Annotated in this window: 14 protein-coding genes and 6 tRNA genes; 16 read left to right on the forward strand and 4 right to left on the reverse strand. The window is 67.5% G+C overall.

The genetic code is table 11. The features are described 5' to 3' along the window. Window positions 1-212: 212 nt before the first annotated feature. The gene (locus ACZY0Y_RS11255) at window positions 213-1,061 is read right to left on the reverse strand and encodes a cytochrome (RefSeq protein ID WP_463886672.1); all 849 of its coding nucleotides are present in this window, start codon (window positions 1,059-1,061) and stop codon (window positions 213-215) included. An 87-nt stretch (window positions 1,062-1,148) separates the two neighbouring features. Beyond that, window positions 1,149-1,220 (reverse strand) — tRNA-Val (locus tag ACZY0Y_RS11260). Between the two features lie 316 nt (window positions 1,221-1,536). On the opposite strand from ACZY0Y_RS11260, the gene ACZY0Y_RS11265 reads away from it, so the two are divergent. From ACZY0Y_RS11265 to ACZY0Y_RS11290, 6 genes are all read left to right on the forward strand, one after another. After that, a tRNA-Gly gene (locus ACZY0Y_RS11265) sits at window positions 1,537-1,609 on the forward strand. Window positions 1,610-1,654: 45 nt separating this feature from the next. Then, a tRNA-Cys gene (locus ACZY0Y_RS11270) sits at window positions 1,655-1,725 on the forward strand. 39 nt (window positions 1,726-1,764) lie between these two features. Then, window positions 1,765-1,839, forward strand: a tRNA-Val gene (locus ACZY0Y_RS11275). 56 nt (window positions 1,840-1,895) lie between these two features. Beyond that, window positions 1,896-1,968: transfer RNA gene (locus tag ACZY0Y_RS11280), tRNA-Gly, on the forward strand. 39 nt (window positions 1,969-2,007) lie between these two features. After that, window positions 2,008-2,082, forward strand: a tRNA-Val gene (locus ACZY0Y_RS11285). 175 nt (window positions 2,083-2,257) lie between these two features. Continuing rightward, window positions 2,258-2,527 carry an antitoxin gene (locus tag ACZY0Y_RS11290; protein ID WP_463958054.1) on the forward strand — a complete coding sequence of 90 codons (270 nt, stop codon included), beginning with the start codon at window positions 2,258-2,260 and terminating at the stop codon, window positions 2,525-2,527. A 199-nt stretch (window positions 2,528-2,726) separates the two neighbouring features. Here ACZY0Y_RS11290 and zapE read toward each other — a convergent pair whose 3' ends face one another. Then, on the reverse strand, window positions 2,727-3,764 hold the full coding sequence (zapE, locus tag ACZY0Y_RS11295) for a cell division protein ZapE (protein WP_463958056.1): 1,038 nt from the start codon (window positions 3,762-3,764) through the stop codon (window positions 2,727-2,729). A 229-nt stretch (window positions 3,765-3,993) separates the two neighbouring features. Between zapE and ACZY0Y_RS11300 the strand changes: the two genes are divergently transcribed. The 3 genes from ACZY0Y_RS11300 (at window position 3,994) to ybaK (ending at window position 5,962) form a co-directional block, all read left to right on the forward strand. Then, window positions 3,994-4,911, forward strand: coding sequence for a sulfurtransferase (locus ACZY0Y_RS11300; RefSeq protein ID WP_463958057.1), 918 nt, complete (start codon window positions 3,994-3,996; stop codon window positions 4,909-4,911). Window positions 4,912-4,972: 61 nt separating this feature from the next. Beyond that, window positions 4,973-5,431 carry a SufE family protein gene (locus ACZY0Y_RS11305; protein ID WP_202129104.1) on the forward strand — a complete coding sequence of 153 codons (459 nt, stop codon included), beginning with the start codon at window positions 4,973-4,975 and terminating at the stop codon, window positions 5,429-5,431. Between the two features lie 33 nt (window positions 5,432-5,464). Beyond that, window positions 5,465-5,962: a Cys-tRNA(Pro) deacylase gene (gene ybaK, locus ACZY0Y_RS11310; protein WP_463884458.1), complete on the forward strand. Its 498-nt coding sequence runs from the start codon at window positions 5,465-5,467 to the stop codon at window positions 5,960-5,962. Here ybaK and ACZY0Y_RS11315 read toward each other — a convergent pair. After that, window positions 5,959-7,272 (reverse strand): alpha/beta hydrolase family protein, encoded by a 1,314-nt coding sequence (locus tag ACZY0Y_RS11315; RefSeq protein ID WP_463958058.1) that lies wholly within the window; start codon window positions 7,270-7,272, stop codon window positions 5,959-5,961. The two genes, ybaK and ACZY0Y_RS11315, sit on opposite strands and share 4 nt — an antisense overlap. 118 nt (window positions 7,273-7,390) lie before the next feature. On the opposite strand from ACZY0Y_RS11315, the gene ACZY0Y_RS11320 reads away from it, so the two are divergent. From ACZY0Y_RS11320 to ACZY0Y_RS11350, 7 genes are all read left to right on the forward strand, one after another. After that, window positions 7,391-7,879, forward strand: coding sequence for a hypothetical protein (locus ACZY0Y_RS11320; RefSeq protein WP_463958060.1), 489 nt, complete (start codon window positions 7,391-7,393; stop codon window positions 7,877-7,879). 14 nt (window positions 7,880-7,893) lie between these two features. Then, window positions 7,894-8,394, forward strand: coding sequence for a peptide-methionine (R)-S-oxide reductase MsrB (gene msrB, locus ACZY0Y_RS11325; RefSeq protein ID WP_463884454.1), 501 nt, complete (start codon window positions 7,894-7,896; stop codon window positions 8,392-8,394). Window positions 8,395-8,688: 294 nt separating this feature from the next. After that, window positions 8,689-10,086 (forward strand): DUF6421 family protein, encoded by a 1,398-nt coding sequence (locus ACZY0Y_RS11330; protein WP_463958062.1) that lies wholly within the window; start codon window positions 8,689-8,691, stop codon window positions 10,084-10,086. After that, complete coding sequence (locus ACZY0Y_RS11335; protein ID WP_463958064.1) at window positions 10,083-10,856, forward strand: SDR family NAD(P)-dependent oxidoreductase; 774 nt, start codon at window positions 10,083-10,085, stop codon at window positions 10,854-10,856. The genes ACZY0Y_RS11330 and ACZY0Y_RS11335 overlap by 4 nt, the downstream gene beginning before the upstream one ends. A gap of 63 nt (window positions 10,857-10,919) precedes the next feature. Beyond that, the gene (locus ACZY0Y_RS11340; RefSeq protein WP_463884468.1) at window positions 10,920-12,008 is read left to right on the forward strand and encodes a threonine aldolase family protein; all 1,089 of its coding nucleotides are present in this window, start codon (window positions 10,920-10,922) and stop codon (window positions 12,006-12,008) included. A 97-nt stretch (window positions 12,009-12,105) separates the two neighbouring features. Then, window positions 12,106-12,756 (forward strand): DUF3000 domain-containing protein, encoded by a 651-nt coding sequence (locus ACZY0Y_RS11345; RefSeq protein WP_463884466.1) that lies wholly within the window; start codon window positions 12,106-12,108, stop codon window positions 12,754-12,756. A gap of 98 nt (window positions 12,757-12,854) precedes the next feature. Continuing rightward, window positions 12,855-14,225 carry an HRDC domain-containing protein gene (locus ACZY0Y_RS11350; protein ID WP_463884448.1) on the forward strand — a complete coding sequence of 457 codons (1,371 nt, stop codon included), beginning with the start codon at window positions 12,855-12,857 and terminating at the stop codon, window positions 14,223-14,225. Window positions 14,226-14,247: the final 22 nt, after the last annotated feature.

The raw sequence follows: 14,247 nt of genomic DNA on the forward strand, positions 1-14,247 counted from the left end.
ACAAGGAACACTGGAGCATCCAGGTCCGTACCGGCATCCCCTGGTTCATCCCGCCACCACACCTTGACCCCCGCCAAAAACCCCGACGCAACCACTACTTCCGCCCCGCCAACCTCGACACCCCCGGCTGACTTTGGGCCGAAAAGTCGCAAGCGGGCGGGGACCCGCATGACAGGCGAGGGGTGCGTCGCCGATCCCGGCCAGTGTTGGGGCTACCGCGTGAGTGGCGGCGGGAGGAGTGGGAGCAGGGCCGTTCCGGCTGCCGTGGTGTCGGCGGACATTTCCCAGACGCGCCGCAGCGCGCAGAACTTCCACCAGTGGTGTTTGAGGACTTCGGGGTTGGCACGCAGCGGACGGACTTCGGTCTGCCCGATCGCGACCGCCAGCAGGATCGGGGATTCGCCGTGCTGCCAGGCTTCCCACTCCCCTGCCACCGGATCCACCAGGCTTTCCTCCGCCTTCATGCCGGCCACGAGCTGCATGACCACCTTGTCATCCAGCGGTTTGACGGTGCCATCACGGCTGGTGCCCTTGGTCTTGTAGTCGATGAGGCAGGTCCGGCCGTTGATCCTGGCGACAAGGTCCAGGGTGCCGGCGTAGCCGACGGTCTTGTTCCAGACCGTGATTTCCGGGGCGATCGGCTCCACCTGGAAGAGTTCCCACCACTCGTCGAACCGGGCCGCAAAGGCTTCTTCACCATTGGCGGCGAGGGCCTCGCGGGTTTCCTTCATCTGGTGCGGACGGCCCAGGGCCCGCAGGGCCACCTGCTCACAGTAGTTGTGCACCCGGTCCCCGCGCTTCGCGGCGTCGTCGCGGTAGGTCTCCGCCGCCTTGGCAGCACGGCTCACCGCCTGGCGCACCTTGGCCGGACTGCCGAGGATGCCTGGCAGGGTGGGGTCCTGGGCGAGGCTGTTGGCGCCCATGTACCCGAACCAGCCGTCCAGGCCGTGGGGCTGCTGGCCAATAACGGTGGTGATGGAGGGCACGGAGAACTGCTCCGAGGTGGAGCGCGCATACATCCGGCCGTAATCCGTGGCGTGGGCAAGAAGTGGGGCGGTCATGGCAAGACTCTTTCACGGGGGTGTGACAGTGGGCATCAACAAGAAAGGTCCGCCCCGCTGTGTGAGCGGAACGGACCATTCATTGGGTGGGCGATACTGGGTTCGAACCAGTGACCTCTTCGGTGTGAACGAAGCGCGCTACCACTGCGCCAATCGCCCCAATGCCATTGAATGCTAGTCCACCCCGGCGGAATTCAGAAATCGGCCGGCCTGGATGCGCTCTTGGCCCTCGATACGTCGTCCGCGGCTGCCCCGCCGAAGTCCGGCCGGGCACGGGGCCGCCTGGGCGGCGTTGTGAAAACGGCGCCTAATTACATGGCTGTAATTAGTAAAAACCCCTAGAACACAAGGATGCAGCGGTCCCGGCGTCCGCCGTCGTCGTCCCGATTTGTAAGTTCCCTGAACCTCCTATAGAGTTCTTACTCGTTGGAACGCGAGGAAATGCCGATTGCGGCAGGGAATTGCAGACTAAAATGCGGACGTAGCTCAGCTGGTAGAGCACCACCTTGCCAAGGTGGATGTCGCGAGTTCGAATCTCGTCGTCCGCTCGCAGGACACTGTCACGGTAAGGTTCTTCGGAATCCTATCTACACGGTGGGTTGGCCGAGAGGCGAGGCAGCGGCCTGCAAAGCCGTATACACGGGTTCGAATCCCGTACCCACCTCGGTGAAAACCCTGGTTTCCGGTTTAGATCGGATGCAAGGGGCGATTGGCGCAGCGGTAGCGCGCTTCCCTGACACGGAAGAGGTCACTGGTTCGATCCCAGTATCGCCCACCAAAGCAAGGCAACTTGCTTGATGCAGTACCACCGGCCCAGCCGGCATGGACTAAAATGCGGACGTAGCTCAGCTGGTAGAGCACCACCTTGCCAAGGTGGATGTCGCGAGTTCGAATCTCGTCGTCCGCTCTCTTCATTACAACTCCACTCCGGATCCTTCCGGGTTGCGGGCGATTGGCGCAGCGGTAGCGCGCTTCCCTGACACGGAAGAGGTCACTGGTTCGATCCCAGTATCGCCCACCACAAGAGCAGCTCCCCCGGGGCTGCTCTTTTTTCGTGCACTGCAGGTCCTTCTACCCTGTGCACCTGGTCCTCCAGTCTTTACTCTGCGGGCGGACACCCTTGGCACCCCCGCGGCCTCCCGCTAGGGTAGAAACCGCAAGGAGCGATCTGGCTCCGCGACCGAAGGGAGGTGCCCGTGGGTTTACTTGACGATCTAAAGGGCAAGGCTCAGCACATTATTGGTGGCAACGAACAAGCCATCAAGGACGGCATCGAAAAGGCCGGCGATTTCGTCGACTCGAAGACCGGCGGAAAGCACGCCGACAAGATTGATGCCGTGCAGCGGGGCGCTTCCGACTTCGTGGACAAGGCGAACGACCAGCCGAACACGGCCCCGGTCGCCGATCAGGCTCCCGTAGCCGGTGAACCCCCCGTAGCCGGGGAACCCCGCCAGCCAGGCCTCTGACCCAGATACGTCAGCGAGGTGCCGGTCCCGCCGAGAGGCGGCACCGGCACCTCCGGCATTTAAGGGCACCAAAGCTCCTTTTGCGCCGCCTCGCTTGAGGGTATTTAACGAAGAAACGCGGGGTCACCTACGGCCCATCCGGATGCACCGGATGGGCCGTAGGTGACCCCGCGTTGCTGTTGTTGGTGCCGCAGGAACGCTAGGAGGGTTCGCGGCTCTGGCCCTCGCGGGCCAGCGCGGTGAGCCTGGAGACAGCCCGGAAGTATTTCTTCATATACCCGCCGGTCATCATTTCATCGGTGAAGAGCTGGTCGAACGGCACGCCGCTGGCCAGGATGGGCACATCCTTGTCGTACAGCCGGTCTGCGAGCACCACGAAGCGCAGCGCCACTGCCTGCTCGGTGATGGTGTGGACGTTCTTCCAGACCACGCCCTCTATCCCGTCCAGCAACTGCCGGTAGCGGCTCGGGTGGACGCCGGCCAGGTGGTTGATCAGCGTGCTGAACTCATCGCGCGCCACCGTCTTGCCATGGAACTCATTCTGCATGTGGTGGGTCAACTGATCGTTCGGCAGCGGCTGCGGCGCGGCGGGCAGGCCGCGGTGGCGGAAGTCCTCGCCGTCGATCCGGACGACGTCGAACTGGTCTGCCAGTACCTGGATTTCCCGGGCGAAGTCGACGGCGGCAAAGCGGCCGTCGCCGAGAGAACCCGGCAGGGTGTTGGAGGTGGCCGCAAGCTTCACACCGGCGTCGGCCAGTTCGCGCATGAGCCGGGACATCAGCACGGTGTCGCCCGGATCATCGAGCTCAAATTCATCAATGCAGACCAGCTTGTAGTGGCTCAGGGCCTCGACGGTCTTGCGGAAGGAGAGCGCCCCGACCAGGTTGGTGTATTCGACGAAGGTGCCAAACGCCTTCGGACCCGGCGCGGCGTGCCAGAGCGAGGCGAGCAGGTGGGTCTTGCCGACGCCGAAGCCGCCGTCGAGGTAGATCCCGGCGCGGGACGTATCCTTCTTGCCGAAGAGGCGCTTGAAGAGCCCGTCGCCGTCGCGCGCGCCGACGTTGGCCGCAAAACCTTCCAGCGCCCTGACCGCGGCGGCCTGGCTGGGCTGGGACGGATCCGGCCGGTAGCTGGAAAACGAAACCTCACCAAAGCGCGGCGACGGATAAAACCCGTTGAGGAGTTCATCCACTGAAACTGCCGGGGTGCGGGCGGCGAGCTGTTCGATCTGTACCAAGGTGGTCCGTTCTGCTGGTCTCTTGTCCCCAGAAAGAATACCGGCAAAGCGCAGGCCCCTGTCGGCACACGGGCCCGGGGTGGACAGCACGTGACGAAGGCCATATTTCCGAGAGTGAACCGGGAGGGGCAATCCCGGCGGGGCGTGGCTAGTGTTGGAGGAGGCCCGGCGCCGCGTTCGATCCTTCCATGGCCCGGCCTCCTGACCGTTTCAGTGAAAGGCCATCCCCATGCCCTACCCCGTTGAGCAGAACGAGAAGTTCGCCGCGTACGCCCACCCCGAGCGTCTCGTGTCCACCGAATGGCTGGCCGCCGCGATCGGCTCCGGCGCCCTCAACGACGGCAAGCTCGTGGTGGTGGAATCCGACGAGGACGTGCTGCTCTACGAGGTCGGCCACATCCCGGGCGCGGTGAAGATCGACTGGCACACCGACCTGAATGACGAGGTCACCCGCGACTACGTCGACGGCGCAGCGTTCGCCGCCCTCGCCGCGGCCAAGGGAATCTCCCGCGACAGCACCGTGGTCATCTACGGCGACAAGTCCAACTGGTGGGCAGCGTACGCCCTGTGGGTCTTCGAGCTCTTCGGCCACGAGGACGTCCGGCTGCTCGACGGCGGCCGGGACAAGTGGATCGCCGAGGGCCGTGCCATCACCACGGACAAGCCCGCCATCACCCCCGGCGAGTACCCCGTCGTCGAACGCAACGACGCCCCGATCCGCGCCTTCAAAGAAGACGTCCTGGCCCACTTCGGCAAGCCGCTGATCGACGTCCGCTCCACCGAGGAGTACACCGGCCAGCGCACCCACATGCCCGCCTACCCCGAGGAAGGCGCCCTGCGCGGCGGGCACATCCCCACCGCGGCCTCCATCCCGTGGGCCCGGGCGGCTGCCGACGACGGCACCTACCGGACCCGCCCCGAGCTCGAGGCACTGTACCTCGGCGAGGCCGGCCTCAAGGAGGACGACGACGTCGTCGCGTACTGCCGCATCGGCGAACGTTCCAGCCACACCTGGTTCGCGCTCAAGTATCTGCTGGGCTTCGACTCGGTCCGCAACTACGACGGATCCTGGACCGAATGGGGCAACGCCGTCCGCGTCCCGATCGTCAAGGGTGCCGACCGCGGCACGGTACCGGCCGCCAGGTAGCCCAGCGCATCAGCGGACGCCGATCGGGACACAAGCGGCGCGCGTGCGTAAGCTGGAAGAGATGAATACTCCTGCCCTCCCCACCGCACTGGCGGAAATTGTTGATGACTTCCAGGCCGTCACCGAACCCGAACGGCTCCAGCTGCTGCTGGAGTTCTCCCGGGAGCTCCCGGAGCTCCCGGACCGGCTCAAGGACCACCCGGAACTGATGGAGCAGGTGGTGGAGTGCCAGTCACCGCTGTTCCTGACCATTGAAACGGAACAGTCCGACGGCGGCACGGCCGACACCGTCCGGCTCTTCTTCAAGGCACCCCCCGAAGCCCCCACCACCCGCGGCTTCGCGGGCGTGCTGCACGAGGGCCTCGACGGTCTGAGCCCGGCCGAGATCCTGGCCGTCCCGGACGACATGCCGGAGCTGCTGGGCCTCACCCGGGCCATCACCCCGCTCCGGATGCGCGGGATGACCGCCATGCTGGGCCGGATCAAGCGCAAGGTTGCCGCCCTCCCGCAGCAGCCCTGACAGGCACCCTGACACCCCGAATATCCGAACAGAATGGCACGCAAGCAGGCTTCCCAGGGAACCCCGGCCACCGCAGCACTGGCGGCCGCCGGGGTTCCCTTCGTCGCGCACCCCTACAGCCATGACCCGGCGGCGGCCAGCTACGGGCTGGAAGCTGCGGAGGTGCTCGGCATCGATCCGGCCCGCGTGTTCAAAACCCTGATGGTCGACGTCGACGGCCGGCTTGCCGTCGGCGTCGTGCCGGTGAGCGGCAACCTGGACCTCAAGGCGATGGCGTCGGCGCTGGGCGGCAAAAAGGCAGCGATGGCGGACCCGGCGGTGGCACAGCGCCGCACAGGCTATGTGCTTGGCGGCATCTCACCGCTCGGACAGCGCCAGCCCTCCCCCACGGTTGTGGACGACAGCGCACTGGGCCTGGACACGATTCTGGTGTCGGGCGGGCGGCGTGGCCTGGACCTCGAGCTGAGCCCGGCCGAACTGATCCGGCTCACCGACGCACGCACGGCGCGGATCGGCACCGGCAGGAACTAGACGGGCGCCGGATTTGGCTGGCCCGGGTTCAGGCGGGGCGCGAGCTGCTGCCCCAGCCAGGCCGTGACCAGCCGCTCCCAGCGCTCCGGATCCACGTTCCATTCCTTGGTGTGCCGGGCGCGGTCGAAGGTCTCGAAGGTGACCATCTCAGGGTTCTTCTCCGCCAGGGCCGCGGACGGGCCGTAGGGGACGTATTCGTCGTCGACACTGTGGATGATCAGCGTCGGCGTGCGCAGCTCGACCGCCCGGGAAACCCAGTCCATCGCTTTCAGGTCCACCGGCGCGGCGAGGCCGGTCAGCCGGCGTCCCAGCTTGTGGCTCATCATCAGCTGCCCGTACCGTCCCACCGCGGAGGGGATCCGGTTGAGTTCGGCGTGGTGTGCCAGCACGTTCACCCAGTTGATGACCGGGGCGTCCAGCACCATGGCGCGGATCAGCGGGTGGTAGCGGGACAAGTCCGCGGTCTGGAGGCAGATGGCCCCGCCCATGGACCAGCCAAAAAGCACCACTTCGCGGGCGCCCTGTTCCAGGGCAAAGCCGATGGCCGCCTCGACGTCGCGCCACTCGGTGGAGCCCAGGCCGTAACGCCCGTCCTGTGCCGAGGGGGCCATGCCGTCATTGCGGTAGGAGATCAGCAGGCTGGACATGCCCAGTTCCAGGGAGGTCCGGACCGCCCGAAGGCATTCCTGCCGGCTCGCTCCCCTGCCGTGCACCATGATGGCCCAGATGCCGGACTCCTGCGGGGCCCGGACCAGCCACGCCGGAGCGGTCCCGCCGTCGACGTCGATGTCCACGTCTTCCGCGGGCAGGCCGATGCTGGCAGGGTCCGGGTAGGCGGCGCCGCTCCAGTAGCCCCGGCGCGCCGTGCTGAGGTCGCCGCTGTAGACGGCCTCGACCTCCCGCTGCACGGTGCGCTCCGCCGGCGAATACGACACGATCCGGCCCATCCGGGCGTGTCCCCGGCCGCCGTCGAAGAACAATCCATAGACGCCTTCGACCGTGGCCTCGGGTGTGGCAGCCAGGATGACCTCCAGCCCGTGCCCGCCCCGGATGACCGCGAGGACTTCCTGGTCCTCCTCCTTGACCCGGGCGGGAGTAATCACGCGGCGCGCGAAATACAAGGCCAGGGCGGAGGAACCGGCAGCCAGCAGGCCGGCCGCAGCACTGCCGCCAATGATGCCGCCGAGCGCCCATTTGGCACTGCCCTTGACCGAAACTTCGGCCGCGGGCGCAGCCGCGGCGCGGGCGGCCTGTCCACGGGCGGTGGAGATCCGGCGCGGATCCGGCAGGAGGCGGGGGGAGGAAGCCATGGCACCATTCTTACCGAACTCCCCGCCCACCGTGGCATCCGTGGTTCAGAACGGCCACCGGGAAGCGCACGGGGACCCAATCCGTGCGGGCGTGCCGGCGCGGGACTAGGCTGGGGGCATGAGTGATCCAATCGTCATTTTGACAGAAGAGCCCCTCGGCGCGGACGACCGCGTCAACATCGAAACCCTGCTTGCCGGAGGTGATGTACCCCTGGTGGTCCTGGTTCCGGCCAGCACCGAGCGGCACCTGCTGGTGGATTTCCTGGAGAACCTCTCCTTGCTGGAAATCTCCAAGGCCTTCCGTGAACTGACGGCACACTCCGATCCCGCGGAGGAACGCGCCGAAGCCGCCGAAACCCTGTCCGTCTCGCTCGCGGCCCTGGCCGGGCTTGGCAGCGGCGTGACCGGCGAAATCGTCGAGGGCAGGGCCGTCGACGGAATGGTCGCCCGGGTCAAGGAAATCGGCGCCGGGCAGGCTGTGGTGATCACCCGCCCGCACGCCGTCGCGGACACCTTCCACACCGACTGGGCCACCAAGGCGCAGGACAAACTCGGGCTCCCGGTCCTGCATCTTTACGCCGGATCGGGATTTATCGGGGACTCCTGAGCGTTATTGAGGCTATGAGCATCTTTAGTAACAGGCCAAAAGTCTCGCCCGTCACCGCCCCCGCGGCCGCAAGCGCGGCCGGGTCCGATGCCGGGAGCGTCAACCCGCCCGTTGAAAAATCCGACGAGCAGTGGCGCCAGGAACTGACGCCGGAGGAGTACCGTGTACTCCGCCAGGCCGGGACCGAGCGTCCCTACACCGGCGAGTACTGGGACACGCACACCGCAGGCGTCTACCAGTGCCGTGCCTGCGGCACGGAGCTCTTCACCAGCAAGGAGAAGTTCGATTCGCACTGCGGCTGGCCCTCCTTCTGGGCCCCGCTGGCGGACGGCACGGTGAGATACATCCACGACCGGACGCTTGGCATGGAACGTGTCGAGGTCCGCTGCGCCCACTGCGATTCACACCTCGGCCACGTGTTCGAGGGCGAAGGCTACGGAACCCCGACTGACCAGCGCTTCTGCATCAATTCCGTCTCCCTCAAGCTGGTTTCGGCGGACGACGCGGGCCAGTAGCCCGAGCCCGACCCAACTACGCAGAGGACCCCCGCCAGGCGCCGCAACAGCGGTGCAGACCGGGGGTCCTCGGCCGTTCCCGGAACGCCGCGCACCCGGCGGTCCCGCCAGCGCCGCGGGCAACTGGGGGCCAGCCCCGCCGCCGCTGGAGCTGGCCCGGGCCGGGCGGCCGACTTGCCCCAGACTTTCTTATGCTCAAGCCAATTTTGCGTTAGGGATTCTGTTTTGCTTGCTACGCTCGTTTTAGCTACTGACGAGCGACGCTCCCAGCAAATAGAAAGGCGCCTGCTGACGATGACTACCACCGCTATCACCACCACTGCCCCGATCTCGGCCGACTCCCCGGAGTGGCTGCAGCTCAAGGCTGCCGCCACCGCATTGCAGGCACTCCAGGCCCAGGACGGTTCCGTTCCGGAGGCCGCCAACCACGAATCCGCCGCCGGGCATGTCCGCACGATCGCTGCGGCCATCCAGGCCCTGGCACCGTCCTTTCCGCACGACGCCGACTACCTCGCCCTCCTTGTAACCGACTTCGGCCGCTGGGCCGACGGCGGCTTCGGCGTGCCCGACTTCCTGGACTCCCTGCAGGCCTTCCAGCCGCAGCGGCACCGCGTGAACAGCCTCCAGCACCTCGTCGTGTTCCCGATGTACACGCAGAACGGCAGCAGCAACCGCCTCGTCGAGGCCGTGCTGATCGAGGTCATCTGGCCCGAGTTCGTCGCCGGCCTCGAGGAGGGCGAATACTCCAACAAGCTCTTCGTCCCGATCCGTTTCCTCGACTTCACCCCGGGCTACAACACCAACTCCGCCGTGCTGTTCCCGGAGACCGTCGCCGTCCGCGAAACCCCCACCTTCACGTGGGGCGCCATCTTCGCCGACCGCGAGGCCGCCCGCTTCCGCCGGGTGCTCCGCGCCGCCGCGGACATCACCTCGCTGCACCTGCCCGAGGACGCGGCCGCGCTGCTGGAGGACCAGGAGCTGACGCAGGAAACGTTCGTGATGTGGGACCTCATCCACGACCGCACCCACATGCGCGGCGACCTGCCCTTCGACCCGTTTATGATCAAGCAGCGCATGCCGTTCTTCCTATATTCCCTCGAGGAACTGCGCTGCGACCTGACCGCCTTCCGCGAATCCGTGAAGATCGAAAAGGACGAGGACGCCGATCCCGAGGCACGCCGGCACGCCAAGCTGGTCCAGTACGCCGTCATCTTCGACCGGATCTTCCGCTTCGCCATCACCGGCAGCCGGGTCCGCAACTACGACGGCCTCGGCGGCCAGCTGCTCTTTGCATGGATGCACCAGCACCACGTCCTGCACTGGACCGACAGCAAACTCAGCATCGACTGGGACCAGGTTGCCGACGTCGTGGTTGAACTCGGCGCCAGGATCGAGGAACTGTACTGGCGCTCGATCGACCGTCCCAAGATGGCACACTGGCTTGCCGCGTACGAGCTGATCTCCGGCACCGTCACGCCCAACCCGGCCTCCGTGTGGGCCAAGGGCCCGGATGCGCTGCCGCTGGCCGGCCCGCCGCGCGGCCTCACCGACCAGGTGCTCGACGACGAGTTCCCGCTGTCCATGTTCTACGAGGCCCTCGAGAAGAAAATGCGCCCCGTCATCGAATCCACGGCCGGCATCACGGGTACATCTGATACCGGGACAGCCATCAATCCCATGAACGCCGGATGAGCGCCGCCCGCGCCCTGAACGTGCTGGTCACGGGCGGCAGCGGCCCTTCGGGTATCGCCGCCGCCCGCGCCCTGCACAACGCCGGGCACACCGTCTTGACCGTCGGCTCGGACCGGCCCCGGATTGAGGCGGCCGCCGCGGAAGCCGGCAGCGGCATCACGCCGCTGGTGTGCGACCTCGCCGACCTCGCGGAGGTCCGGAAGCTGCACGCCGCCGTGCGGGCGGCGCTGGCCGGAACCGGCGGGGCCATCGACGGGGTCATCCACCTGGTCGGCGGCTGGCGCGGCGCCAAAGGCATCACCGACCAGAGCGATGAGGACTGGGAGTTCCTGGAACGCGGCGCCATCAGCACGCTGCGGAACGTCACACGGGTCTTCTACGACGACCTCGCGGCCTCCGACGCCGGGCGCTTCGCCATGGTCTCCTCCACAGCCGTGAGCAAGCCGACGGCGGGCGGCGCCAGCTATGTGGCCGCCAAAGCCGCCGCCGAAGCCTGGACCCTGGCCGTCGCCGACGGCTTCCACCGCGGGCAATCGGGGGCCGCCGGCCCCGGCAGTGACGCCGTCCCCGTGGAACAGCGCAGCGCCGCGGTGATCTTCGTGGTGAAGGCCCTCGTGGACGCGGGCCTTCGGGCGAGGTCCCCGGAACGCACCTTCCCGGGCTTCACCGACGTCGAGGACCTGGCCGCTGCCGCCGTCGGGCTCTTCACCTCCCCCGCGGCGGACCTGAACGGCCAGCGGCTGCTCCTGGGCGCCGGTCCCAGACCCTGACCCGCAGCCCTGGACTTAGCCCCGGGGCCCGGACCTCCCTAGACTGAAAGCGTGAGCAAATCGATGACGAGCACAGTTGAAACTGCCCCTGCCAGCACTGCGGTGCGGCTCCACGATCCTTCCGTCCGCGGCTTTGCCTCGGACAACTACTCGGGCGTCCATCCCGAGGTCCTGGCCGCCCTGGCCGCTGCCAACGAGGGCCATCAGGTCTCCTACGGCGAGGACGACTACACCGCCCGGCTGCAGCAGCTGATGGAGGAGCACTTCGGCGATGGCATCGAGTGCTTCCCGGTCTTCAACGGCACCGGCGCGAACGTGCTGTCGCTGCAGTCCCTGCTGCCGCGCTGGGGCGCCGTCATTTGCGCGTCCACCGCGCACATCAACATGGACGAGAACGGCGCCCCGGAACGTATCGGCGGCATCAAGCTGCTCCAGGTCCCCACGGAGGACGGCAAACTCACCCCCGAGCTGATCGACAAGGAAGCCTGGGGCTGGGGCGACGAGCACCGCGCGCAGCCGCTGGCCGTGTCCATCACGCAGACCACCGAACTCGGCACCTGCTACACGCCGGACGAAGTGCGGGCGATCGCTGAGCATGTCCACTCCAAGGGCATGAAGCTGCACATGGACGGCGCCCGGCTGGCCAATGCCGCGGCCCACCTGAACGTGCCGCTGCGGGCCTTCACCCGCGACGCCGGCGTGGACATCCTCTCCTTCGGCGGCACCAAGAACGGCCTGCTCTTCGGCGAGGTGGTCATCGCGCTGAACCCTGCCGCTGCCCAGGGCCTGATCTACCTGCGCAAGATGAACATGCAGCTGGCCTCCAAGATGCGGTTCATGTCCGCGCAGTTCATCGCACTGCTCGAGGGTGACCTGTGGCTGCGCTCCGCCTCGCACGCCAACGCCATGGCCACCCGGCTTCGTGCCGGCGTCGAGTCCATCCCCGGCGTCGAGCTGAGCCAGAAGACGGAGTCCAACGGCGTGTTCGCGATCCTGCCGGCAGGAGTGGCGGACCGGCTGCGCAGGTCCTTCCGTTTCTACGACTGGAACGAGGCAGCCCGCGAGGTCCGCTGGATGTGTTCCTTCGACACCACCGAGGACGACGTTGATTCCTTCATCGCTGCCATCAAGCGCGAACTCGCTGCCGGCTGATCCAGCCGGCAGGTCCGCCGCCGTCGCCCGCCGAAACCCGGACCGGGCAGCGGCGGCGAGCCTGCCGGGCTTGGGAGCGCCCCTTGCATAATCTTCCATTGTGAACGCACTCGATCAGGTTCCGGCAGATTTTGTCTTTGCCCTGGGAACCCTTCGGCAGGCACGAACCCGGAGTGAACTGCGCCTGGAGGAGATCCCGGCGCCCGCGCGGCTGGCGCCGTTCGCCGTCGCGCTCGGCGCGGAAGTTCTCGCCCCCGGCGAACCGGCGCCCTCGGGGGCCGTGCACGGCCCTGCGGCCGCGGCCCTGGCACGTGCCTCCGGAAGCGACGACGTCGAACTCGCCACCGGCCGCTTCATCCTGCTGCACGATCCCAACGGCTCCGCTGTCTGGGAAGGCGAATTCCGGATCGTCACCTACATCCGCGCCCAGCTGGAACCGGAAATGGGCAACGACGAAATGCTCGGCTCCGTCGCCTGGACGTGGCTCGTCGAGGCACTGGAAACCCACGCCGCGCCGTACCGCTCAGCCGGCGGGACCGCGACGCGGGTGCTGTCCGAAAGCTTCGGAACCCTTGCGGACCGGCCCAATTCGATCGACATTGAGCTCCGGGCATCCTGGACTCCGGCCAGCCCTGACATCACCTCGCACCTCGAGGCGTGGTCCGATATGGTCTGCACCTTCGCGGGCCTTCCCCCACTGCCCGAAGGCGTCACGCCCCTGCCGCGCCGGCGCCGCGGACAGGCCTGACATGGGAGCTGGTTTGGGAGCGCGACAGGTGGGCAAACCGCTCCGTTTTGGCGGATGCGCGGCCCGCAGCACTGTGTTGTCGCTAAACTGAAGTCATCATGACCCCTCATATTCCGGAAATCACCGCCGCGGGCGCGGCCACCAACACAGCTCAAAATAAGACAGAGGCCGCTGACACCACAGCCCACATCGCGGTGGACGGCTTCGACAGCCTGGTTCCCGAGGTGATCGACCTCGATGCCCCCCGCGACGGTGTGCCGCTCGTCATTGAAACCCGGTCCGGCCTGGAACGCTGCGCCGCGGCCCTCGCCGCAGGCCACGGCCCCGCGGGGGTGGACGCCGAACGCGCCTCCGGTTTCCGCTACGGCCAGCGCGCGTTCCTGGTCCAGATCCGCCGTGAGGGCTCCGGCACCTGGCTGATCGATCCGGAACCCTTCGGGGACCTGGGCATCATCAACGACGCCCTGCGCGGCGTCGAGTGGATCCTGCACGCCGCCAGCCAGGACCTGCCCTGCCTGTCCGAACTCGGCATGTGGCCGGACAAACTCTTTGACACCGAACTCGCCGCCCGCCTCGCAGGGCTGCCCCGCGTGGGCCTCGCCGCCGTGATCGAACAGCTCCTGGGCTTTGGCCTCGCGAAGGAACACTCCGCCGCCGACTGGTCCACCCGCCCGCTGCCGGAACCCTGGCTGCGCTACGCCGCCCTCGACGTCGAGGTCCTCACGGAACTGCGCGAGGAACTCATCGAACTGCTCGTCGCCGACGGGAAGCTGGACTTCGCCGAACAGGAATTCGCCGCCATCCTGGAGGCCGGACAGGCGCCGCCGCGTGTCGACCCGTGGCGCAAGACGTCCGGACTGCACCAGATCCGCGACCGGCGCCAGCTGGCCGCGGTCCGCGAACTGTGGGTTGAACGCGACTCGCTGGCCCAGAAGCGCGACGTCGCTCCCGGCCGGCTGATCCCCGACTCGGCCCTCGTCGCGGCCGCCAAGGCCATGCCCACCACCGTGCCGCAGCTGCTGGGGACCAAGGGCTTCCACGGCCGCGCGGCCCAGCGCGAGGCACCGCGGTGGCTGCGCTGCATCAGCACGGCCCGGACCCTCGAGGACCTCCCTCCCCTGCACCTGCCCACCAACGCGCCCCCGCCCCCGCGGGTGTGGGCCGACCGGGACCCGGAAGCAGCCGCCAGGCTCGCCACCGCCCGGCCCCTGCTGCAGGTCAAGGCCGAGGAACTGAACATGCCGGTGGAGAACCTGCTGACACCGGATTACCTCCGCCGCGTCGCCTGGCGTCCGCCGGTGGAGACCAGCGAGGAAGGCATCGCCGAGGAACTGGCGAACCTTGGCGCCCGCCAGTGGCAGATTGAACTTGTCACCCCGCTCATTGCCGAGGCCTTCCGGAACCCGCAGCCGCTCCCGGTCAAGGAAGCCAAATCCGCGCCCGCTACGGAGCCCGACACGGCACCCTAGGCCCGCCCGCCCGGACTTCCGC

The sequence above is a fragment of the Pseudarthrobacter kochi genome (assembly GCF_055412805.1).

Excerpts from the sequence above, each read along its gene's own strand:
- ACZY0Y_RS11330 (WP_463958062.1), top strand. The coding sequence starts at position 8,689 with ATGACTACCACCGCTATCACCACCACTGCCCCGATCTCGGCCGACTCC.
- ACZY0Y_RS11340 (WP_463884468.1), top strand. The coding sequence starts at position 10,920 with ATGACGAGCACAGTTGAAACTGCCCCTGCCAGCACTGCGGTGCGGCTC.
- ACZY0Y_RS11335 (WP_463958064.1), top strand. The coding sequence starts at position 10,083 with ATGAGCGCCGCCCGCGCCCTGAACGTGCTGGTCACGGGCGGCAGCGGC.
- ACZY0Y_RS11320 (WP_463958060.1), top strand. The coding sequence starts at position 7,391 with ATGAGTGATCCAATCGTCATTTTGACAGAAGAGCCCCTCGGCGCGGAC.
- ACZY0Y_RS11315 (WP_463958058.1), bottom strand. The coding sequence starts at position 7,272 with ATGGCTTCCTCCCCCCGCCTCCTGCCGGATCCGCGCCGGATCTCCACC.
- ACZY0Y_RS11350 (WP_463884448.1), top strand. The coding sequence starts at position 12,855 with ATGACCCCTCATATTCCGGAAATCACCGCCGCGGGCGCGGCCACCAAC.
- ACZY0Y_RS11255 (WP_463886672.1), bottom strand. The coding sequence starts at position 1,061 with ATGACCGCCCCACTTCTTGCCCACGCCACGGATTACGGCCGGATGTAT.
- msrB (WP_463884454.1), top strand. The coding sequence starts at position 7,894 with ATGAGCATCTTTAGTAACAGGCCAAAAGTCTCGCCCGTCACCGCCCCC.
- ybaK (WP_463884458.1), top strand. The coding sequence starts at position 5,465 with ATGGCACGCAAGCAGGCTTCCCAGGGAACCCCGGCCACCGCAGCACTG.
- ACZY0Y_RS11305 (WP_202129104.1), top strand. The coding sequence starts at position 4,973 with ATGAATACTCCTGCCCTCCCCACCGCACTGGCGGAAATTGTTGATGAC.
- ACZY0Y_RS11300 (WP_463958057.1), top strand. The coding sequence starts at position 3,994 with ATGCCCTACCCCGTTGAGCAGAACGAGAAGTTCGCCGCGTACGCCCAC.